Annotated in this window: 22 protein-coding genes; 11 read left to right on the forward strand and 11 right to left on the reverse strand. The window is 50.7% G+C overall.

Annotation, left to right across the window (positions count from 1 at the left end; translation table 11 throughout):
* Positions 1-150 precede the first annotated feature (150 nt).
* Positions 151-687, forward strand: coding sequence for a YfaZ family outer membrane protein (locus L2712_RS09930; protein WP_033537761.1), 537 nt, complete (start codon positions 151-153; stop codon positions 685-687).
* 60 nt (positions 688-747) lie between these two features.
* On the opposite strand, the gene L2712_RS09935 is transcribed toward L2712_RS09930, so the two are convergent.
* Together L2712_RS09935 and L2712_RS09940 are read right to left on the reverse strand one after the other, a co-directional pair.
* Positions 748-1,023 carry a hypothetical protein gene (locus tag L2712_RS09935; RefSeq protein WP_248977698.1) on the reverse strand — a complete coding sequence of 92 codons (276 nt, stop codon included), beginning with the start codon at positions 1,021-1,023 and terminating at the stop codon, positions 748-750.
* A gap of 46 nt (positions 1,024-1,069) precedes the next feature.
* Positions 1,070-2,461, reverse strand: coding sequence for an RsmB/NOP family class I SAM-dependent RNA methyltransferase (locus L2712_RS09940; RefSeq protein ID WP_033537488.1), 1,392 nt, complete (start codon positions 2,459-2,461; stop codon positions 1,070-1,072).
* Between the two features lie 353 nt (positions 2,462-2,814).
* Between L2712_RS09940 and L2712_RS09945 the strand changes: the two genes are divergently transcribed.
* The 4 genes from L2712_RS09945 (at position 2,815) to L2712_RS09960 (ending at position 5,948) form a co-directional block, all read left to right on the forward strand.
* Positions 2,815-3,291: a MarR family winged helix-turn-helix transcriptional regulator gene (locus L2712_RS09945; RefSeq protein WP_033537489.1), complete on the forward strand. Its 477-nt coding sequence runs from the start codon at positions 2,815-2,817 to the stop codon at positions 3,289-3,291.
* Positions 3,292-3,381: 90 nt separating this feature from the next.
* A complete protein-coding gene (locus L2712_RS09950) occupies positions 3,382-4,242 on the forward strand; it encodes a patatin-like phospholipase family protein (RefSeq protein ID WP_033537762.1) in 861 nt (286 codons plus the stop codon).
* Positions 4,243-4,505: 263 nt separating this feature from the next.
* Positions 4,506-4,889, forward strand: a complete 384-nt coding sequence (gene pcaC, locus L2712_RS09955) for a 4-carboxymuconolactone decarboxylase (protein WP_248977699.1) — start codon at positions 4,506-4,508, stop codon at positions 4,887-4,889.
* A 534-nt stretch (positions 4,890-5,423) separates the two neighbouring features.
* On the forward strand, positions 5,424-5,948 hold the full coding sequence (locus tag L2712_RS09960; protein WP_248977700.1) for a hypothetical protein: 525 nt from the start codon (positions 5,424-5,426) through the stop codon (positions 5,946-5,948).
* 175 nt (positions 5,949-6,123) lie between these two features.
* Here the strand turns inward: L2712_RS09960 and L2712_RS09965 are convergent, their stop codons facing one another.
* A complete protein-coding gene (locus L2712_RS09965; protein WP_248977701.1) occupies positions 6,124-6,759 on the reverse strand; it encodes a glutathione S-transferase in 636 nt (211 codons plus the stop codon).
* 428 nt (positions 6,760-7,187) lie between these two features.
* Here L2712_RS09965 and L2712_RS09970 point away from each other — a divergent pair, with 428 nt between their 5' ends.
* Entirely contained in the window at positions 7,188-7,787 is a 600-nt protein-coding gene (locus L2712_RS09970; RefSeq protein ID WP_248977702.1) for a TetR/AcrR family transcriptional regulator, read from the forward strand.
* A gap of 6 nt (positions 7,788-7,793) precedes the next feature.
* On the opposite strand, the gene L2712_RS09975 is transcribed toward L2712_RS09970, so the two are convergent.
* Together L2712_RS09975 and L2712_RS09980 are read right to left on the reverse strand one after the other, a co-directional pair.
* Positions 7,794-8,663, reverse strand: coding sequence for an SPFH domain-containing protein (locus L2712_RS09975; protein WP_248977703.1), 870 nt, complete (start codon positions 8,661-8,663; stop codon positions 7,794-7,796).
* A 12-nt stretch (positions 8,664-8,675) separates the two neighbouring features.
* Complete coding sequence (locus L2712_RS09980) at positions 8,676-9,374, reverse strand: DUF2461 domain-containing protein (RefSeq protein ID WP_248977704.1); 699 nt, start codon at positions 9,372-9,374, stop codon at positions 8,676-8,678.
* Positions 9,375-9,532: 158 nt separating this feature from the next.
* Here L2712_RS09980 and L2712_RS09985 point away from each other — a divergent pair, with 158 nt between their 5' ends.
* From L2712_RS09985 to L2712_RS09995, 3 genes are all read left to right on the forward strand, one after another.
* Positions 9,533-9,985: a YaiI/YqxD family protein gene (locus tag L2712_RS09985; protein ID WP_088904164.1), complete on the forward strand. Its 453-nt coding sequence runs from the start codon at positions 9,533-9,535 to the stop codon at positions 9,983-9,985.
* A 258-nt stretch (positions 9,986-10,243) separates the two neighbouring features.
* Positions 10,244-11,335, forward strand: a complete 1,092-nt coding sequence (locus tag L2712_RS09990) for a PfkB family carbohydrate kinase (RefSeq protein ID WP_248977705.1) — start codon at positions 10,244-10,246, stop codon at positions 11,333-11,335.
* The gene (locus L2712_RS09995) at positions 11,329-12,243 is read left to right on the forward strand and encodes a pseudouridine-5'-phosphate glycosidase (protein WP_033537497.1); all 915 of its coding nucleotides are present in this window, start codon (positions 11,329-11,331) and stop codon (positions 12,241-12,243) included. The genes L2712_RS09990 and L2712_RS09995 overlap by 7 nt, the downstream gene beginning before the upstream one ends.
* A 51-nt stretch (positions 12,244-12,294) precedes the next feature.
* On the opposite strand, the gene L2712_RS10000 is transcribed toward L2712_RS09995, so the two are convergent.
* The 3 genes from L2712_RS10000 to L2712_RS10010 form a co-directional block, all read right to left on the reverse strand.
* Positions 12,295-12,858, reverse strand: coding sequence for an NUDIX hydrolase (locus tag L2712_RS10000; protein WP_248977706.1), 564 nt, complete (start codon positions 12,856-12,858; stop codon positions 12,295-12,297).
* Positions 12,859-12,893: 35 nt separating this feature from the next.
* Complete coding sequence (locus L2712_RS10005; protein ID WP_248977707.1) at positions 12,894-13,598, reverse strand: tRNA (adenine(22)-N(1))-methyltransferase; 705 nt, start codon at positions 13,596-13,598, stop codon at positions 12,894-12,896.
* A gap of 68 nt (positions 13,599-13,666) precedes the next feature.
* Positions 13,667-13,915 (reverse strand): type 2 periplasmic-binding domain-containing protein, encoded by a 249-nt coding sequence (locus tag L2712_RS10010; RefSeq protein WP_033537500.1) that lies wholly within the window; start codon positions 13,913-13,915, stop codon positions 13,667-13,669.
* A 155-nt stretch (positions 13,916-14,070) separates the two neighbouring features.
* On the opposite strand from L2712_RS10010, the gene L2712_RS10015 reads away from it, so the two are divergent.
* Complete coding sequence (locus L2712_RS10015; RefSeq protein ID WP_248977708.1) at positions 14,071-14,772, forward strand: transporter substrate-binding domain-containing protein; 702 nt, start codon at positions 14,071-14,073, stop codon at positions 14,770-14,772.
* 297 nt (positions 14,773-15,069) lie between these two features.
* Positions 15,070-16,905, forward strand: a complete 1,836-nt coding sequence (locus L2712_RS10020; protein WP_088904169.1) for a S8 family serine peptidase — start codon at positions 15,070-15,072, stop codon at positions 16,903-16,905.
* 125 nt (positions 16,906-17,030) lie between these two features.
* Here the strand turns inward: L2712_RS10020 and rsmS are convergent, their stop codons facing one another.
* From rsmS to L2712_RS10035, 3 genes are all read right to left on the reverse strand, one after another.
* Entirely contained in the window at positions 17,031-17,219 is a 189-nt protein-coding gene (gene rsmS / locus L2712_RS10025) for a pleiotropic regulatory protein RsmS (protein WP_248977709.1), read from the reverse strand.
* A gap of 150 nt (positions 17,220-17,369) precedes the next feature.
* The gene (locus L2712_RS10030) at positions 17,370-19,781 is read right to left on the reverse strand and encodes a TonB-dependent receptor plug domain-containing protein (RefSeq protein WP_248977710.1); all 2,412 of its coding nucleotides are present in this window, start codon (positions 19,779-19,781) and stop codon (positions 17,370-17,372) included.
* 426 nt (positions 19,782-20,207) lie between these two features.
* On the reverse strand, positions 20,208-20,609 hold the full coding sequence (locus L2712_RS10035) for a hypothetical protein (RefSeq protein WP_248977711.1): 402 nt from the start codon (positions 20,607-20,609) through the stop codon (positions 20,208-20,210).
* Positions 20,610-20,611 lie beyond the last annotated feature (2 nt).

The following is a 20,611-nucleotide window of genomic DNA, read 5'->3' on the forward strand; positions in this document are numbered from 1 at the left end:
GGTTTATTTCAGTTGTAATAAGGTATCGTTAACTTATGTGGTGAAATGTTATAAACCCCTTTTAAAACAAGTTGATGAAGTATATTTAATGGTGGCATCTGCATCAGTTTGATACCCTGCGGCGATAGTAAAAAGACCTATCAAGGGGTGATGATGAAAACAAAATTGGCGCTGATGATTGTCGGCTGCTTCAGCCTGACGGCTCAGGCGACTAACCTGAACGTGGGGATCAATGATGATGTTATATCCACAGATCTGCAGATGGAGCTTAGTCCGTCGGCCAATCTGGTGATGGGGTATCTTTATTCTGATGATGAAGGCCATAGTATCTCGGCGGCGGCCCATATGACTCATGATGCTGGGGCTCATCATTTTGAGGTTGGCCCTAAGTTTTCGCATTATTGGGCGAAAAACAGCAGTAACGGCAGTGCAGTCGCCATTGGTGGCCGCTATTCGTTAGCGCTGGGATCAAACATTGCGCTAAAAGCCTCGGCTTATTATGCGCCTTCGGTACTCAGTTTTGGCAGCGTCGACGGGCAGTATGAGTTAGATGGTAAGGTCCAGTATCAGGTAAATCCAAGCCTGGGGCTATTTGTCGGTTATCGCAACATACGCTTGCAATATGATGATCGCCGTGACAATACCTTTGACACAGGTTTCTACATTGGCGCGAGCGCCAGTTTTTAAGAAGGTTTCCCCGGTGAACGCCAATTGGCGTTCACGCGCGGCTTGTCAAAGCGCTAAATCTTAACGCCACAGCTTATCCCAAATCTCTTGGTCGAACTCGTCATCATGCTCGTAACGCTTAGGCTGATTAGATTGATGTCGACGCCTCTGCTTGCTGCGCTTGCTACGTAATTCATCCTGGGCATCGAACTCCCACGTTGGGGTTTCTCTAGATGCCATCTCAAACTCATCATAGTGTGACATGATCTCACCTATCTCTTGTGATTGAACCTTAATGCAAGTGGCATGGTAAATAGGCAAGATGACGTTTAGGTGACAGGGAAGAGACGAACTCATGACACGAGCGCCGTGAGGCCACGGCGCTGAAGAAGCTAGGGGACGACTAGTCTTGGCGTATCATCTTAGCGACAAACATACCGTCGCTATCTGCCTGATAGGGCAGTACGGTCAGCATTGACGTCGCCTCGCCGGTAAAGGGATGAGTCAAGGTCTGCAGACTAAAATCAGTACGCTTCTTTAAGAAGGCTTCTACCACGGCCTGGTTTTCAGCTGGGCTGATAGAGCAGGTGGCATAGACCAGCGCGCCGCCGGGTTTTACTGCCTCACAGGCGCGACTTAAGATATCCAGTTGTAGGCTGGCCTTGTCCGTGATGGCGCTGACATCATCTAACCAGCGCATATCTGGGTTGCGACGCCAGGTGCCGGTGCAGCTGCAGGGGGCATCGACCAGTACGCCATCGAAGTGGCGAGCGGGTACCGGTAGGGCATCTGACAGCCAAGGCTGGGTGGTGATCCCTTTGAATTTGGCGCGTTTGGCGCGTTTGGCCAGTTCTTCGAGTGGCTTGCGACGAATATCTGAGGCAATCACCTTGCCACTGGCCTGCTTATCTTGTTTTAGCATCAAGGAGCGCAGTTGCAGACTCTTGCCGCCGGCGCCGCTGCAGGCGTCCCACCAGATCTCATCGGCCTTTGGCGCGCAGATATTGCCTATCACCTGAGAGCCCAAGTCTTGGATCTCTACCTTTCCCTCACTATAGAGAGGCAGGGCATTGAGGTTGAGACTCTTGTGACCCAGGTTGATGGCATCGCTGAAAAAGTCGCTGCCGCTTGCCGTGATGCCTTGCTCGGCGAGTTGGGCTTGAGCCTTTGCTAGGGTGATCCCTTGCAGACGGCCCCAGATAGGCGGACGGCTACACAGGGATTCAACCAGCTGTTGGCGCATCTCTGGTGAAGCAGGAAAGTGTGCCCAAAACCAGTCGGGTGCCAGGTCGTCAAATGCAAATGCTTGGCCGGGAATAGAAGTTTCAAGCAGGGCCTGTTTTTCTGTCAAATTACTGTCGGGCTTTAACTGGCCAAGCTCAGCTAAGCCGCTAAAACCGCGCCATGCCTGAATGATCTCCTGCCAGCCGTGGGATTCAAGGGTGGCGGTCAGTGCGAGCTGGGCAAACCAGTGTTGGGTGGCGTCTTGCTGAGGCAAGCCTTTAAGCCAACCATGCCAGCGAAACAAGCCAAACAGGCTCTCGCGGATCACTCGTCTGTCTTTCGAGCCATGTTTCTTATGGGCGCGAAAATAATCGGCCAGAATACGATCCCCTGGCAGTTTGCTGTTCAGCGTCTCACAAAATAGGTGATGTATGGTCAGGCTATAACTTAGGGCGCGTTTTTCGGCGCCGCTTTGGGCGTCCACCGCCTGATGCAGCGCTTCACCCGATAGGCTGGCAATGGCCAGGTGGGTGGCTGGTGGTGTGTTTGTCGAAGATGTGGAGTCGCCCATGAATATACGCCTAAGCTAAGATCTATTACTAAGGGCGCAAGTGTACCAGAAGTCGGCCTATTTGCTATCACCAAGGTGGTTGCTGACTTCTTAAGATAAGGGGCTCAGGCCTTCATCTTGCTCAAGCATTTTTTCATCTTGTTTGACGCTGTTAATTTCGACTGTCGGTGATCCTTGAGCCCTATTGCCTTCTCAAAGTCTAAGCCAAGGCGGTGGATGATTTATCGCCGTGCTCAGCCTTTGTCATTAGTGCAAAAGCAGAGCAAGTGATAAGCTAGTATTGCTTTTTTTCTAATTGGGGCATGAGTCTGGAAATTTTTTCTGGTATGGTGCGGCTGAAACGAGAGGAGATTATGGAAAAGTACGAACAACTACTGATTTCGCTGCGCCGCGTGATCCGCGCCATCGATATACATTCTCGGCAGCTCAATAAGCAATCAGGTCTTACCGGGCCCCAGCTGATGGTGATGCAGACTATTGCCGCCTATGATCGCCCGCTAGCCAAGGAGATCGCCCAGGAAGTGGCGCTGAGTCCGGCTACGGTTGCCACCATTATCGACCGTCTCGAGGCACGAAACTTGGTGGTGAGAACCCGCAGCGAGTCAGATAAGCGCAAGTGGCATCTGTCGCTCAGTGAGGCTGGTATCGAGATTTTAAGGGCAGCCCCTAAGCCGCTTCAGGAACATTTTATCAAGCGTTATCAAAACCTTGAAGATTGGGAGCAGAGCCAGTTACTTTCAGCCGTTGAACGTATTGCCTCTATGATGGATGCCCAAGAGCTAGATGCCGCCCCTGTGTTGTTAGTTGGGCAGATCCAGGCGGAAGAGTAAGTGGCTAGCGCAGATTCTCCATCGCTTCATGCGCCTGAGCAGCACAGAACAACGGGTCACAATAGTGATGTGTACGCTGGCGAGCGAAAGATAGATAACTGCGCCTTGGTATTGGAAGGTGGCGGGCTGCGCGCCATCTACACCGCGGGTGTGCTCGATGCCTTTTTACAGGCTGGGCTTCATTTTCAGTACTTGGTGGGCGTGTCGGCTGGTGCTATTTATCCTGCCTCTTATCTTTCACGCCAACAGGGTCGTAACCTGACCATTCAACAAAATTTTCTTGCCGATAAGCGCTATATGGGGCTTAAGCATCTGCTGCGCACCGGCAACTATGTGAACACAGATTTTACCTATCGTCGCATGGCCCATGAGTTAGTGCCCTATGATTTTGACGCCTTTGCTCACAGTGAGGCTGAGTTTAAGGTGGGCGCCTTTAACTGCCTCACTGGCGAAACTGACTTTTTTGGCATGAGTGACTTTAGCGATCATGACACCTTATTAGAGGTGCTTATTGCCTCAAGCAGCCTGCCTTTTATCTCAAGACCGACCTGGCTCAAGGGAACGCCCTATCTCGACGGTGGTATAGGCGCGCCGATCCCCTTGGCACAGGCTCGTAAAGATGGTTTCAAGCGCCAGGTGGTGATCCTGACCCAGGAGCAGGACTATCGAAAATCGGCCTTTAAGGCCAAATGGCTGGCTAAGCGTCTCTATCGTCGCTATCCCAAGGTGGCCAATGCCCTGATTGAACGTCACAATACTTACAATCGGGCGCTCGATGAGTTGGCACAGGCGCAAGCTGACGGCACGGCTTTGGTATTGCAGCCCGCGACGCCCCTTGGGCTGTCTCGTCTTGAGCGGGATGTGACTAAGGTAGAGGCCGTTTACCGCCGCGGTCTTCGAGAGGGTGAAGCCTTTATCCCTCAGCTGATGGCGTTTATCGCTAACACCTAGCACCTAGCTACGAGCTACGAGCTACGAGCTACGAGCATCTTGCACGAGTTCCATATTGTCCTGCCACGTAAGGCGCAATCTTTCCTGCAAGCGGCAAGCTCAATCAATATAGCCGCAATCTATCCCTTAACCTTGGTATTAATCAGCTCTGGTGCTTTAGTCGCATTGGCATTGATTTAGGTTGACCTTTGGCTGTTTTACAAGCAACTTAAACAGCTGTTTTATTAAAGTATCAATTTAATCATGATGTTAAAGGAGTCCCCATGGATAAGGCCAAATACGATCAAGGGTTAGCCATCAGGCGCGAGGTGATGGGCGATAGCTTTGTAGACAAGGCGCTGTCATCGGCCAGCGATTTTACCCAGCCACTACAAGAGTTGGTGACCCGCAACGCCTGGGGAGAAGTGTGGGCCAGAGAGGGGCTCGACAGGCGAACCCGTAGCCTGATCACCATAGCCACCCTTGCGGCGCTCAAGGCATCTACCGAACTCAAGGGGCATGTACGCGGCGCACTGCGTAACGGCTGCACCGTCGAGGAGATCCAAGAGGTGTTGCTGCACTCCACCGTTTACTGCGGCATGCCGGCGGGCGTCGAGGCGTTTCGCGCGGCGAATGAGGTGATAGCCGAGTGGGAAGGGGAGTCATAAGGGGACTCTTCCCCTTTTGTTTCTGTTTTTTGCGATTACCGGGGTTGTTGTTTGAAGGGGGGTTGAAGGTTGTACCTTAATGTTAGTTAATTGCTTGCAGCAGGCTTTTGTGCAGATACTGCTGTGACACGCTGTGCGCCATCCCTGGCCGCTCTGCGGTTTCATCCCTGAAACCGAAGGTCACAGCCGTATCTACACTTGGTATTTAACGCTTCTTCGATTGGAGCAGATCCGGGAAAGTGGGCTCAAGCCACTATTCTTGTTAGTAAAACTCTTTAATTAAATGTGACATGACATGTTGAATGCCAGCCAGAAGATAGATTAAAGTATCACCAATTACGGACAGAGCTAGGCCAACTCGAATCAAACATCGACTACGCCATTCAGGGAATGAAAAAGCCAACCACATGCGCCAATCTCCTCCTTTAGTAGATTACTCTGACCCTACTTATTTACATGCTTGGTCTCCTACCTTACAAGGTAGCGTACCTTGCAAGGTCTCACTAATAAGTTTTTATATGGAAAGGAGAATTTATGCCAGATAGAAGTTTTGAAGCATGGAAAAGCTGGAAACAAGCACAACAAAAGTTTGATTATTATATTGTTGCTCTTGGTAGCGCATTGTTTGCATATTTAGGTGCTAGTTTCAAAGTTGAGCATTCCTTAAATTGGGCATATTGTCTGGAGCTACTTTCCTTAACCTCCATTACTGTATCAATCTTATTCGGTATTCTTCGCATTCAATCTGATTTATCTATTCAGTCCATTGACTATAGGAAAACGTACGCGAATGAGCATCTAGATATAGCGAATAAGGTCATTACATCAAATGGACGAGCAATAGACGGTGCGACAGGCAATTTCATACCAACAGAAGATGCAAAAAAAAGACAAATAGACTTAACTAAATTTATTGAAAGCGCTGATAATTCTTTAAAAACTCTAGGTAGCAGTTCGGAGCGCTTTTTTAATATCAGAAATATCGCATTATTCCTAGGATTTTTATTATTGTTGTCATCCAAGGCAGCTGTACTGTGGAATTATCAAGCAACCATATAACTATCACATTAAGTCGCTCGCAGGGTCGCTGGGACAGTAATACATGGGCTCTGTCGCTTCGCTCGGATTTTAGCCCATGTGTTACTGCCCCTTATGTGGGTGTTAATTGGGGGCGAGCTTGAGCTTTGGCTTGGGCTCGCCTTGTTTGTTTTAGCCCTTTAGGACTGATGCTGTGTTAGCCGTTGACGGCGATGATGGAGGGGCGTTGTTCCATCTTGGCGAGCCAGGCGGTGAGGTGGGGTTGGTCGTCGCTTGGGGTGATCTCTAGGTGTTTGATGAAGCTCATCATTACGTAAGCGGTGATGTCGGCGATGGAGAATTGCTGGCCGGCGATAAAAGGCTGCTCGCTGAGCTGTTTCTCAAGCGTGGGTAGAAATTCTATTACGCGCTGGCGGGATTCTTGGCCCCAGGCCTCGACGCAGCGCTCTCTGTCTTCATATATCTTGGTGATGTTTCTAAAGGCCTGGAAGGCGACGAACAGGCCTTGCAACTCACTGATCCGTTGCCACATCTCAATCTGGGCCTTCTCTAGCGCCGTATCGCCAAACAGCGAGTGTGCTGGTGCAGTGATTTCGTCGAAGTAGCGGCAGATAGCAACCGATTCACATAGGGTCTGACCGTCGTCGAGTTCCAGCACCGGAATGCGGCCATTGACACTGATGGCCTTGAACTCATCACTTAGGTTGTCACCGGCGCGCAGGTTAAGACTCACGCGCTCAAGACCTATCTCTTGTTCGTTTAGACCAAGTTCCTTAAGGAAGATATTGACGCGTCTGGCGCTGGGGGTCATGGCTAATTCGTAGAGTTTCATCTATCCCTCTCTGACTCTTGTGGAAGTTGTTGTGGTGGCCTCAGTTGAAGGTTTTTGCTTTAACTGAACGCTCGTTTAGAATAGAATCTAATTCATAACTGAACGTTCGGTCAAGAAACTTGTTGCGAACGCTTAACTAGGGTCTGTTGAACTTTTGCGTTCATTTTTTGCAGCATTCTGTATCGATTTTATACAAGGCAGAGCGATTGCAGTGTAGTGTGCTACATCAATGAGCGATAACGCAGTAGAAAAATGATACAGACGCTGCCCGAAGGGTTCGTCTTGAGTACGTTCAACTTTTTGTTACTCGGCTTTTATATAGAATTACTATACCTCAAGCCTGGTGCCTCAATTTGAACGTACTCAATTAGAACAAAATTTGTTCTCAAAAGATAAACAGACCCTATAAACTCAGAGCAAAATCATCTATGGCAAGAAGTTGTAATTTTGATAGGCAGGAGAAGCTGATAGCGGCCATGGAGCTGTTCTGGCAGAAGGGTTATGCCGATACTTCGGTCGCGGATCTGGTCGAGCACCTTAAGATCAATCGTTTTAGCCTGTATAACAGCTTCGGCGATAAGCTTAGCCTGTACCGTGAGGCGCTGGGCTACTATTTCGATAACCACGCTATGCCTAACCTTTCACCGCTGCTGGCCGAAGAGGCGGGCCTAGACGAGATAGTGACCTACCTTGAAGCCTTTATCGTCAAGCAATCGACCCAGCCTTTTGGCTGCTTCTTGCAAAATGCCGTGCTGGAAAAATACCTCAGCGATGAGGTTGTGCAGGGGATCTGCGCTCGCTTGTTTGATGAGTTGCACCAGACGTTTGAGCGTGTGCTCGGCGCCGCACAGCAAAGGGGTGAGTTAGTGGCCAGCGCCCAAAGTGCGCAGCTGGCCAGCTTTCTGGTGATGCAGATGCAAGGAATACGCGTGCTGGGCAAGGCCAGGCAACAGGCGCGTATTGCCCAAGCGCGTGAGGTGCTACTGAGCTATCTTCATTCGCTTAAATCGAACACAGCTGTCATCTAAGGCCGATTATTTGGCACCTTTAATCAGAGGGATGCCGTTGGTGCCGACCGGAATATAGACAGTGGTATGGTTGGGCGAGTCGGCCATCTTCAACTGAGCATTAATCGCCTCGTGCTGCAGATAGTTAGGCGTTAGCGTCTCGTTGATGATCTGCTGCGCCTTGGCTATCCCCTTGGCCTCTTCGATACGGATCTCCGCATCCTTCTGGGCGATCTCTTTCTGGGTTTCTTTCTCCGACAATAGCTGCTGGGCGGCGAGTTTTTTCTCAACCGCGATAGCGACTATGTCGGGGTAGTTGATGTTACCGACAATCACATTGTTGAGCTGGAAGGGTGACGTCTTGAGGTAGCCGTTGAGTTTGACCGATACTGCCTCGGCGATCTCCGAGCGGTTCTCTTTTAGCGCCACACTGTCATAACGCTGCACCTCGTCACGTACATAGGTACGGAAGGTCTCGCGCACGAAGCGGACATACCAGTTTTCAGCGCCATATTTTTCCACCACCTCTTTTACCGTGCCTGATTTGATGGCGATCACCGCATGAAAGTTAAAGCTGATATTGAGATCGTCCTTGGCGAGGATCTTAAAGTTTTCCGTGTAGGTGTTGGGGCGCATATCTATGTTGATCACCTCGTTGCGCCACAATGATACCCCATAGTTGCTTGGGCCAATCAGGGTGCCGCGATAGCCACCAGCGCCAAAGATACGCGGTTTCTCAAACACATAGCCCTCTTCTCCCGCAGGGGTGTTGGGGTTGGTACAGCCCGTTAGGCCTGTGGCCAGAGGCAGTACGATAATCAGCGGCGCAATAAATTTTAAGCCTTTGGCGTTAAAGCCTTGCGGGGTAAATAGCTTGTTGGGTTTGCGGTTAAACATTAAAAGTCCTTTTTAATAATCAAGATCCAGGGCAAAACAGAGGTAGCCCATCAGTTTATTGACCTGGCTAAATTGCTCGGCGCACCAGGTATCGAAATGGTTAGCAAACAGCTGCTGTGGGTCGAGCGGTTTGATAGCGATAAAGTCTTTGCGTTTAAGCTCGTCTAGCATGGGGTGGTGCTTGTCATAGCCTTTGGGTGGGCGCTGCAGGCTATCCCCCTCCATGACAAAGCCTGCAGCGCTGAGCTGTTTAAGCGCTTGTTTGTAGGCATTAGGGTTGTCGTCGATGCAGCTGCGAATTTGGCTTAGCGCCTTGCTGTCGGGGTGCCAGATCCCGGCGCCGAGAAAGCAGCCGTCATTGGCGATATGCAAATAAAGTCCGGGAGCGTGTACATCTTTGCCCTGAAAATGGCGAAACTGTATGCCGACGTTAACCTTATAGGGGGTCTTATCCTTGCTAAAACGGGCATCACGCTGAGGACGCATCAGGCTACCGCCAACCTTCTTAGGCTCGGCAGTCAGCCGCGGCGAGAGCTGCTTGATATGAGGCGCCATAGCATCGATAAACTTGAGTGCGGGAGTGCGTACCTTAGCCTCATACTCGGCTTGATGGGTCTTGAACCATTCGCGCTCGTTATTGCTTGCCAGCTTGGCGAGAAAATCGAGACAATCCGGGCTAAATAGCGCTTCCTTGGGGGCTGATGTGGTCATAATCTATCTAATAAAAATCAATATCTTGAATAAATTACCATAATAGTTCCTTAGAGTGTTAATACCGCTTGCTGAGGAATAAGGTCACTCGTTATAAAGCGCGATAGCTATGCTATAGTGCTCGCAGCCATGATTGACTGTGATGACAGGAAGAAGAGATGAAGATTTGGGTCGATGCCGATGCCTGCCCCGGCGTGATTAAAGAGATACTGTTTCGCGCCGCCGAGCGCGCCGAGATTGCCGTGACCTTAGTGGCGAACCACGCCATGCGTATTCCGCCGTCGCGCTTTATTCAGCTGGTGACCGTCTCCTCCGGCTTCGATGTGGCCGACAATGAGATAGTGCGCCGCGCCGCCCCAGGCGATCTGGTGATCACCGCCGATATCCCTTTGGCCTCTGAAGTTATCGACAAAGGCGCTCTGGCGCTTAATCCAAGGGGTGAGCTCTATACTGAGCAAAATATTAAGTCCATTCTCAACATGCGTGACTTTATGGATACCATGCGCGCCAGCGGCGTGCAGACCGGCGGCCCGGCGGCTATCGGCCAGAGTGAGAAGCAGGCCTTCGGTAACCAGTTGGATCGCCTGATCACTAAGCACCATAAGCGTTAAGCTGTGCTGCCACTCGATGAATGAGCGCCTGTTTGGCGCTTTTTTTGTGGCTAAAAGTGAGTACTTGCTGACGCCTCAGCGCCTATCAAGATGGAATATCTGCTGCAGGTGAATGAGGCGAGCCTCACATAACTACTTGATTCTGATTTTGTTTCTCTTGCGCCTTCTGTTCAAATCGATTATTTTAAAACAAAAGTTTGCTATACAAACATTTGTTTGTTGCGGCGAGCGATACCTATGCTTAGAGAGATCGCCTGAATGACGGAACGTGAATTAGAAATCTTAGCACTACTCAAGCAAGACCCTTTGATCCCACAGCAGGAGCTGGCCGATCGCATTGGCATCAGCCGCTCAGCGGTAGCGGGACATATCATGAATCTGACCCATAAAGGGGTTATTCGTGGCAAGGGCTATATTCTGGCAGAAGCCAGGTATGCCGTGGTAGTTGGCGGTGCCAACATGGACATTCTCGGTCGCCCCGCGTCTAGTCTGCGGGTGGGGGATTCTAACCCGGGTAGCGTAAGCTGCTCGCCTGGCGGAGTGGGGCGTAACATCGCCGAGAACCTGGCTCGCTTGGGGTCTGATACCCGTTTGATGACCGCCGTGGGTAAAGATGCCTATGGTCAGCAGATCGTCGAGTATTGCCAGCGCGCCGGTATCGACATGAAACCTAGTCTCCAACTAAGTGATGGCGTGACCTCAACCTATCTTTCCGTGCTCGACGGTGATAGCGACATGCATGTGGCGATCAACGATATGGCGATTCTCGAACGCCTGAGTGTGGATGTGCTCAAGGCTCAGCAAGCCATGCTAAAACGGGCGAGTCTTATCATAGTCGATGCCAATCTCAGTGAGCCGGCTTTAGCCTATCTTCTGAGTAACTTTGCTGATATTCCGCTGTTTGTCGATACGGTTTCCTGCGCCAAGGCGGAGAAGATCAAGCCCTATCTTAGTGCCGTGCATACCCTTAAGCCGAACCTCAAAGAGGCGGAGCAGCTTTCGGGGATCTCAATCGCCAACTACAACGAACTGCCGACGCTGGCCAACTGGTTCCATGACCAAGGCGTTAAGCGCGTTTTTTTGAGCCTGGGGGGAGACGGCGTCTTCTACAGCGATGGTCTGGAGCAGGCCCATATTCCGGCCATTCCAGTTGATATGGTCAATGCCAATGGCGCCGGAGATGCCTTCCTGGCGGGCCTAGCCCACGGCTTTATTCAAGATTGGTCGACTCGCAAGTCGACCGAGTTTGCCATGGCGGCGGCAGTGGTTGCCCTGTCGGATCTGGCAACCATCAATCCCAATATGTCAGAAATATCAGTTAACCGAGTTATCAAGGAGTCTCTATGTTAGCGCAGTACCTAGATATCAACCCAGAAGTGAAAGCGGCACTGGATGCCGGCCGTCCTGTGGTGGCGCTGGAATCGACCATCATCTCTCACGGTATGCCCTATCCGCAAAACGTCGAGACCGCTCTCAAGGTGGAGCAGATTATCCGTGACAACGGCGCGGTGCCAGCCACCATCGCCATCTTAAAGGGGCGGCTCAAGGTGGGCATGACCCATGACGAGATCGAGTATCTGGGTAAGGCGGGCCAGGCGGTGATCAAGACCAGTCGCCGTGACATTCCTTTTATCGTTGCTAAGCAGGCCGATGGCGCGACCACTGTGGCCTCGACCATGATTTTAGCGGCGATGGCAGGCATCAAGGTATTTGCCACCGGCGGCATTGGCGGTGTGCATCGCGGCGCTCAGCAGACTTTTGATATTTCTGCCGATCTGCAGGAGCTGGCTAATACTGATGTGGCCGTGGTGTGCGCCGGCGCCAAATCGATTCTGGATATCGGTTTGACCCTGGAATACCTAGAGACCCAAGGTGTGCCGGTAGTGGGTTATGAAACCGAGACGCTACCTGCTTTCTACACCCGCGAGAGTGATTTTGGTGTCGACTATCGTCTGGATACGCCTAAGCAGGTGGCCGATGCTATGACGGCCAAGTGGCAGATGGGTCTCAAAGGTGGCGTGGTGGTCGCCAACCCTATTCCGGCCGAATATGCCCTGGATAAGGCGATGATCGATCAGGTGATTAAAGATGCCGTGGCAGAGATGGACGCCAAGGGTATATCAGGTAAGGCCTCGACGCCATTCCTGCTCGCCAAGGTGGCTGAAAAGACAGAGGGCAGCAGCCTGGCGGCCAATATTCAGCTGGTGTTTAACAATGCCAAGTTGGCGGCGCAGATCGCCTGCGAGTACAGCCGTTAATTGCTAGCAATAGGTATAAAAAAGAGCGCTTAGGCGCTCTTTTTTGTGGGGTTACGGGCAGTTTATCTTGAGGTGACTTTCATTAGTGAGTAGCTCATCGCGGATCAGCCTGAGTAGATAGGTCTCGCGCTCGATAGACAGTCCCTTCTTTTCGCTGTGGGCCATAGTGTGCTCGTTATGGGCAATCGCCTGGTGTATATCGATCCAGACCGGGCGCATGCCATTTTGCAGCTCATGGCTCTCAAGTTTGGTATCGCCCAGCTCTTCGCCAATGGTGCAAACAAAGCAGAAAGATTCCATCTGCACAAAATCGAACCCAGGCTTGTACCAGGGACGAAACTCTTGATAGCGGCCGAACTCGCTTAATATCTCAATAGTGTGGGCGCCGGTCTCCTCTTCCAGCTCGCGCATCAGGGCCTGGCGAATATCTTCGCCCTCATCCACGCCGCCACCGGGAATACTGTAATCGTGATAACGCGCCGTGTAGAGCATCAAGATTTCACTGCCCCTAAGCACTATGGCGCGCGCTGCGCAGCGGGTGAAGCCTTGCCCGACTATCGCATCGGGCGTAGCGGCATTAAGGTCGGGATGGATAGTGGATTTAAGCAGGTGCATAAATGGACTCGGTTGAAGATGATAAAGAGCAAGCCTTAGATGCCAAGTTGATTGAGCTGAGCTTGGTAGTCTTGAATGGCGCGGCTAAGCAATTGGCGTTGCTCGATTGGATTTTCGCCCCTAAGCACCTGGGTGTAGTGGGTTAATAGACGAGTAAGGTAGGTTTGTTGAATCGCCATGGGCGCCGATGACCATAGCCTGTCGCCAATCGCCGTGATGGGATGCTCTGCCTGACGTGCCAGATGCAACAGCTCATAACAGCGCTTGTTCTCGCTGATAAGTCGCTCATCGAAGCGCTTTAGCCCGAGTGCATTGAGCCTCTCTCTGAGTTGATAGGTGTGATGCACAGGGCAGAGCAGAAATTCGATTTTTTGTCCTAGGCTATCGGCTTTTTGCTGAATAGCGCTCACCAACTCATAGGTTAGCTCGCCACCAACGCCTGCGATGATCACCAGATGGGGCGCATCGGTAACATAGTCATCAAGCGGAAGTTTGGCCACATCCATGCAGTGCACCTGCCAGTCGGCGCTATCTGGTCTTGGCGGATAAAAGCGCCTTAGCTTGTCGGTGAGGCCTTGCATGATGTCCGGCACAATATCGACAAAATGTATGGTCGGTGCGGCCTGGCGTTTTAGCAGGGCCGCGCCGAGCAGGCCGTGATCGCAGCAGCAATCCCAGATATGGCCGTAGCGACCATCGACCATGTTTTCTAGCTGAGTGAGGCGTTGACTGAGTTTCAAGCGGTGGACTCGTTATAACCTTAAAGAGGGGCTGTGAGGTTTGACTGGTCTTAGTTTCCTGCCTTGCATTACAGCAGGTCGATTTCCAGCAGAATATCGGTGCAGCCTTTTTTGCAAAACACGCCGTAGTGACCGGTTTTTGCCTTTTCGGTGGGCACGACTAACTTTAGTGGTTGTTTGCAGGTATCACACTGGGCGCTGTTGCCCTTAAACAGTCGCTTGATCAGATTTTTCTGCTCGTTAAAGGACTTCGCCGTGGTCTTGTTGATGGCGGAGAAATCTAGCTTCTGGGTGTTGCTGCTACTTGGCTCTGTCATGCTTAATATCATCAGTTGATAAATAATGGCACTAGTATACCTGTCTGAGTTTCAGGCAAAAGGGGGTCTATGGCCTATTGTGACCATATTAACTCTGGGAGCTAGTCTATATTAGTTAGCTATACTTTAGAGCAAGCGAAGGTATATGAGGTTGAGTGACTGGTTATATGCGTAAGTTCTCTGTGTCTGTGACGCTATTGATGTTTTGCTCAGCCTGGGTGAGGGCTGTTCCTCTTGAGGTCGTCGCCATTAACTACCCGCCGTTCACGCAAGAGTCCCAAGCTGATGGCGACCATGGGACGGCGTTCGGTATGCTGACACAGGCATTAGCCGATTCTCAGGTTACTTTGAAACCACAGTTTTATTCTGCCGCCAGGGCCAATAAGTTGATTCATTCTGGGCAATGGTGCGCTAGTTTCTATCCGCCTAAGCAGGCTTCATCTAACTATGTTCATGTCCCCTTATCTAGCCAACCAGTTGAGTTGGGCTTATATCGTAAGCGTCAAGCAGAGCCTTTTTCCTGGCAAGACTTGTCTGATCTAGCGGGCAGCCGCATCGCCTTTTTAAGAGGGTTTTCTCGTGATGGTCTGGGATTTAAGTTTAATCAGGCGGGGATAACCCTGTTTAATGTGGAAACGATTCGCCAGGGATTACAGCTGTTGCTTAAACAGCGAGTCGACTATGCCTTTGCCGATAATATTTCAGGCCCCATGCTCTTTAGTGAGTTGGGTGTTGATGCCAAAGACTATCAATTTTCCTCGACTTTGCTGGACAGTACACCCGTTGGCATCTGGCTAAATCTTGGCTGTGACGAGGCGGCTAAGGCGCGAAGAGACCTCAATGCCAAGGGGTATTAGCCTGACTTATCCTGGCTGTAGTGCTGGTGTTTGTTTGATAGTTAAACCTTATGTGGAAGGAGAGAAGGCTAAATCAGTCATAGTCCAGAAGCATTTAAAATGTACCATGGTGCAACATATGTTTATTTATTGTTAATATCTTGTTGCTATTGAGTTGGTGTGATAGCTTGTTGCTTGTTGTGTGGTAGTAAATGCCAAATTAGGTCGCAATATAAGAGAGATATACCGAGGCATTTGCTATTCAGGGAAGTTTTAATAAAAGACTCTTAACAAAATAAATATAATGGAGAGACCTCTATGAAGTTAACTAAATTGGCAAGTGCCGTAATGGCGTTAAGTGTAGGCCTGTCAACTCAGGCATTTGCCGATGATGATCGTTACATCATCCAGGTAGACAATGGCAGTAAAGGTGTTGTTAAGGCACTGGCAAAACAGTTAGGTGCACAGATCCATGTAGACGGTAACGGCTTTATTGCTGCGACCTTTGCTGGTAAAGATCTTGCCCAGGTCAAAGGACTGTTAAACAATCCACACGTTAAATTAGTAGAGGCGGATCAGCGTCGTCATCTGATGGGCTTTAGCGATGATGCGGGCAATCCTATGACTCAGCAGGTAACGCCTTACGCTGTTTATCAATCGCAGGCAGATCAGGTGGCCTTCAATGCCGCTGCTGGCATGAAGGTATGTGTTATCGACTCAGGTCTGGACGCGTCTAACCCAGATTTTGTGTGGAACAACATCACTGGCGACAACGACTCAGGCACAGGCAGCTGGAACGTTAACGGTGGTCCACACGGTACACACGTTGCGGGTACTATCGGTGCGGCCGACAACAATGTGGGCGTGATCGGTATGGCGCCAGGCGTCGACATGCACATCATTAAAGTATTTAACGCTGAAGGTTGGGGTTACTCATCTGATTTGGCTCACGCCACTAACTTGTGTAGTGCGGCCGGTGCCAACATCATCAGCATGAGCTTAGGTGGCGGCGGCGCTAACTCGACCGAATCTAATGCCTTCCAGGCGTTTGTTGATGCGGGCGGCCTAGTAGTTGCGGCAGCAGGTAACGACGGTAACAGCGTTCGTTCATACCCTGCGGGTTATCCATCTGTGATGATGGTGGGCGCAAACGATGCGAACAACAACATCGCCGATTTTTCTCAGTTCCCATCTTGTACTTCGGGCCGTGGTCCTAAGGCTACTACGGACGAAACTATCTGTGTGGAAGTGACCGCTGGTGGTGTCGATACACTGTCTACATATCCGGCAGGTATGGCAACCGCAGCTAACCTAACCGCTGACGGCGCTTCATTTGCCAGCAGCGCGATGGAAAACTCAGGTTCGGTTTCAGGTAGTACCTATTACATGGGCACCGCCGAGGCGACCGATTCGGGCGCTAACGGTAATATCTGTGTGATCGACCGTGGTGTGATCTCATTCCATGACAAGGTTGCTAACTGTGAGAGCTCTGGTGGTATCGGCGCGATCATTATCAACAATGAGCCAGGCATGTTGTATGGCACCTTAGGTGACACCAACAGCACTTCAATCCCTGCTGTCGGTACAGCGCAGGAAGATCGTGCGGCGCTATTGGCGGCAAGCACGGCAACTGTGGATATCGGTACCTCGGATTATGGTTTCATGAGCGGTACTTCTATGGCGACACCAGCCGTATCAGGCATCGCCGCCCTGGTTTGGTCTAACCATAACCAATGTACTGGTAGCGAGATCCGTGCGGCGCTGAAAGCCACAGCTATGGACAGTGGTGCAGCGGGTAAAGATGTGTACTTCGGTTATGGTATCGTTCAGGCTGCAGCCGCCGATGCTTACCTGACAGCTAACGGCTGTGCTGGTGGTAATAATGGTGGTGACAATGGCGGCGGAACCGGTGGTGATTTCACCCTGTCGGCAAACGGCTACAAGAACAAGGGCGTTAAGACAGTGGATCTGACTTTCTCTGGCGCTGCTGGTGCAAACGTAGATGTTTACCGTGATGGCAGCATGATCGCGACCACTTCGGCAAGCAGCACCTATACCGACACTATCAACACTAAAGGTGGCGGAACTTACACTTATAAAGCTTGTGATGAAGGGACTACGACCTGTACTGCTGAGCAGACAGTTGTCTTCTAAGTAAAGCTTTCGAGTCACACTAAAAACGCAGCTTAGGCTGCGTTTTTTATGGTTAACTCATTACCCAATAAATGGGAGCAATGAATGGGCCGTAAATGAATGCGTGATGCCCTGAGTGTAAACGGCTAAGTGTTCGCTTTGCTCAGTTTTCTTTGCAGATCTTGCTTGACTATCTCTAATGCCGCCAGTGCCACATCTGGTTCAATCTCATGACTCTCCAGAAGATAAATAAGGTCTACGGCGAGTTTTATGTCGTCACTCGCGTCATCAAGACCTGTCTTAGCTGTGGTCGAGTTATCTGCTGCTTGTGTCATATCCTTCCCTCAAATGTCTGCTGTCGATTCTCACATAGGCCGTCGATGGGAACAAGTTACTTAGGCTGTCCCTTGTATGCATCTATGTATGGCTAAATAAAAAAACAGGCCATAAATGGCCTGTTTTTAGGGTGAGGAAGCGATACGAGATTAGTAGGTATATTTTGCTTCTAAGAAGACGTAACCACCATTAAAGCCAAATGGCGTATTGGTTAATGGATAGACGAAGATACCATTGAAGTTGTTGCTGTCCGGACGCTTCTCTGGATAGACATCAAACAGGTTTTGCGCCCCGGCGGTAAAGCTTAGCGCCTCAGTTGCCGCATATTGCACTGACAAATCCATTACCCATTGGTCGCTATAAGTTACATCGCCAGAGGAATAACCCACGGTGTAATCGCCAAAGTAGCTTAGACGAACGTTGGTCTTGAAGTCGCCAAGCCTATGGGTGAGTCCCAGGTTGCCTGTGTTGTTTGGCGTGGCCGAGGTCATACGGGTTTGTTCGATACGATCGAAGAGTTCTTTACCTACGCCGTCTAAGACTTGCGGGAAATGAATGTCTTGAATTTCCGTTTTGTTATAGGCATAGGCCAGGTTGGCCTGCAGATCGCCCCAAGCACCGATATCAAAGTCCTGGCTTATTACTAGATCAACCCCTCGGGTACGGGTATCGACGGCGTTAATGAAGAAGCGTGCCGATTCGGCATTCGTGCCAGCCAAGGCTTGTGCAACGGCCGGTGAATCATCTGGCGTGACTGAGCTCGACAAGATGATACGGTCATCGACCGAGATCTGATAAGCGTCCAAGGTTACTGCTAGGCCCGCGTCATTACGATAGACCAGACCGAGACTGAAAGATTGTGATAACTCTGGCTCTAGCTCATTGATCCCTAACCCTTTTGTCACGGGTGACAGGGTGTTGAAGGTACCCGACTCTGTCGGTACCAACTGACCCGTGACAGGATCAGGGTTAAACAGGGTAGAGATATTGCTGAAATACAGCTGCTGTACACTAGGCGCTCTAAATCCTGTGTTAATGGTGCCGCGCAGGGCCAGGTTGTCGGTAAAGTCATAACGACCCGCTAGCTTCCAGCTGGTGTTGTCGCCGAAGTCTGAATAGTTTTCGTAACGCAGCGCCGCCGCCCAGTAAAAGTCATCGGTTAATTGGTTTTCTAGCTCGACATAAACGCCGGTGTTATCTCGAGTCTCGTCGACTTGAGATTCTGGGGTAAAGCCCGAAAAGCCCTGGCTGCCAGCGGCGCGATTATCAAAACCCCCATTGATGTAGGAAGCAGTCTCGCCTGCTTCAATTTGGTAGCCATTTTTACGCCATGACACACCCGCGGCAAAGAGGATCTCTGAGTCATTTGCAAAGGAGAAATAGCGCGACGCATCGATATTTACATTGGTTTCACGGGTCGACAAAGTGCCTGCATCAAATTCGGTCGGGCTGTCGGGGCCTAAAGATGCGTTTAATGAGTTAACAATATTGTAGTTAAATGAATTTTCGCCATGGCCTGCGGAGGTATCTATGTTCCATTCACCCAGGCTGAACTCATAGCCAAGCACTAACGAGGTATCGATAATTTCAGGGTTGATCTGGGGTAAGAAACCATCGGGATAAACCTCGGTTAAGTTACGTTTATCCAGGGCTCTGCGGTAGAAGGCGCCAGATTTGGTTTCGCGTTGGCTCACGCCACCGAAGGCGTATAGCTCGCCGTTGTCCGAAATAGCCTTGGCTGCGTTGATGAACAGCCCTAGGTTGTCGTATTCGGCATCGCCAACTTGGTGGCTCTTGCGATTAAAAGTAGCTTCGCGAGGATCCGGCGAACCATCGGCTAGCTGCGGATACTGCTGGCGAGGATCTAGCCCAGCTCGGTTAGTGCTATTTTTATGATGGGCCTCGAGAGAGACATTAATGAAGCCATCGTCACCCAGGGCTATGCCGTGGTTGGCGCCCACTCGCCACTGTTCACCGTCACCCGCGTAGGTCTGGCCGGCTTGTGCCGATACGCTACCACCTTGTTCACTGTCTTTTAGCACCACGTTGATGACGCCGGCAATTGCATCGGAACCATATTGCGCCGATGCGCCGTCGCGTAGGATCTCGATACGCTTGATAGCGGTCATCGGAATGGCGTTTAAGTCGACGTTAGATGAGCCTTTACCTACAGTGCCACTTAAATGGACCAATGCCGAACCGTGACGACGTTTACCATTGACCAAGACTAAGGTGTGATCCGGTGACAGGCCGCGCAGGCTTGCCGGGCGCACCGCATCTGAGCCATCGGTTACCGATGAGAATGGAAAGCTGTAACTTGGCGCGGCAAATTGCAGTGCCTTAGCCGTTTCTGTCATCCCCGTCGATTCGAGCTGCTCGGCGGTGATAATGTCCACTGGTGCCACACTATCTGTGGCGGTACGTAGTGCGATACGTGAACCTATGATCTCGATTTTTTCGAAGTTGGCTTGTTGATCTAAGCTGGCTTGTTGATCTTCAGCGTGGACGCTAGGAAGGATGAGTGCAGATGACACTGCTAATGCGGAAACAGCTAAGCGCATAAGGCCTCTTAATAATTTGTATGTAAAACAATAATGAGAAGCGCGGGATATTATCACTGTAACAATTGTTACATTTAGAAGGATATGTACTAACTCATTGCAGACGGTTCTATTGGGAGCTCGCATTAGGGTATCGGAGGGCAATCTTATGTCGCCTAATGCCGCTACAGAGCTTGATGACGTTTGTAACGGATCTTTGCGAGCGTTTTTGTGTGGCCCTTTGAGTAGCTCTTTATGTATGAGCTTTTCTGTATGGGTCTTTCTGTATGGGCCTCGCTGTATGGATTTAGGTATCGCCTTAATCCAGGCTGGAAGATTAACCTAGCGGCCTCCAGATAAAAGCGCACTAAGCATGAAAAACGACGGCTGCTTTGGGTAAGCAGCCGTCGTGTAAAAGACTCATCTGGATAGCTTATTCAGCAGGGTTTATTCAGGATAGCAGCGAGTCACTGTCAGCGGTGCACTGCGATGCTTCTCGGAATCTGTGACAAAACACTTATCACCGCTTATCCAAAGCTGCACGATTTGTGGCAGCTCAAAGTTGCGGCCCATTAACAGCTGCCCGTTAGGATCCGTATGGGGACTGCGTTCCAGGGCCAATCGACTGTTTTGAGTGAATGCATCGGCGGCTAGGGTCACCTTCTCCATCTGTAACAGTTTGGCGATGGCGTTTTCCAGCTCAGTCAGACTCTCAGCACTCGGTTCGCTGACTATTGCAGGTACTGGGGCAGGCACAGGATCTGGCAAAGCAGCGTCTTGTGCCTGCAGTGAGCAGCCAAGGAGCGTTAACGGCATGAAGCCGATCATGATACGAACTATGCGTTTCATCA

The organism is Shewanella marisflavi, from assembly GCF_023283925.1.
GTDB classification, from domain to species: Bacteria; Pseudomonadota; Gammaproteobacteria; order Enterobacterales; family Shewanellaceae; genus Shewanella; species Shewanella marisflavi.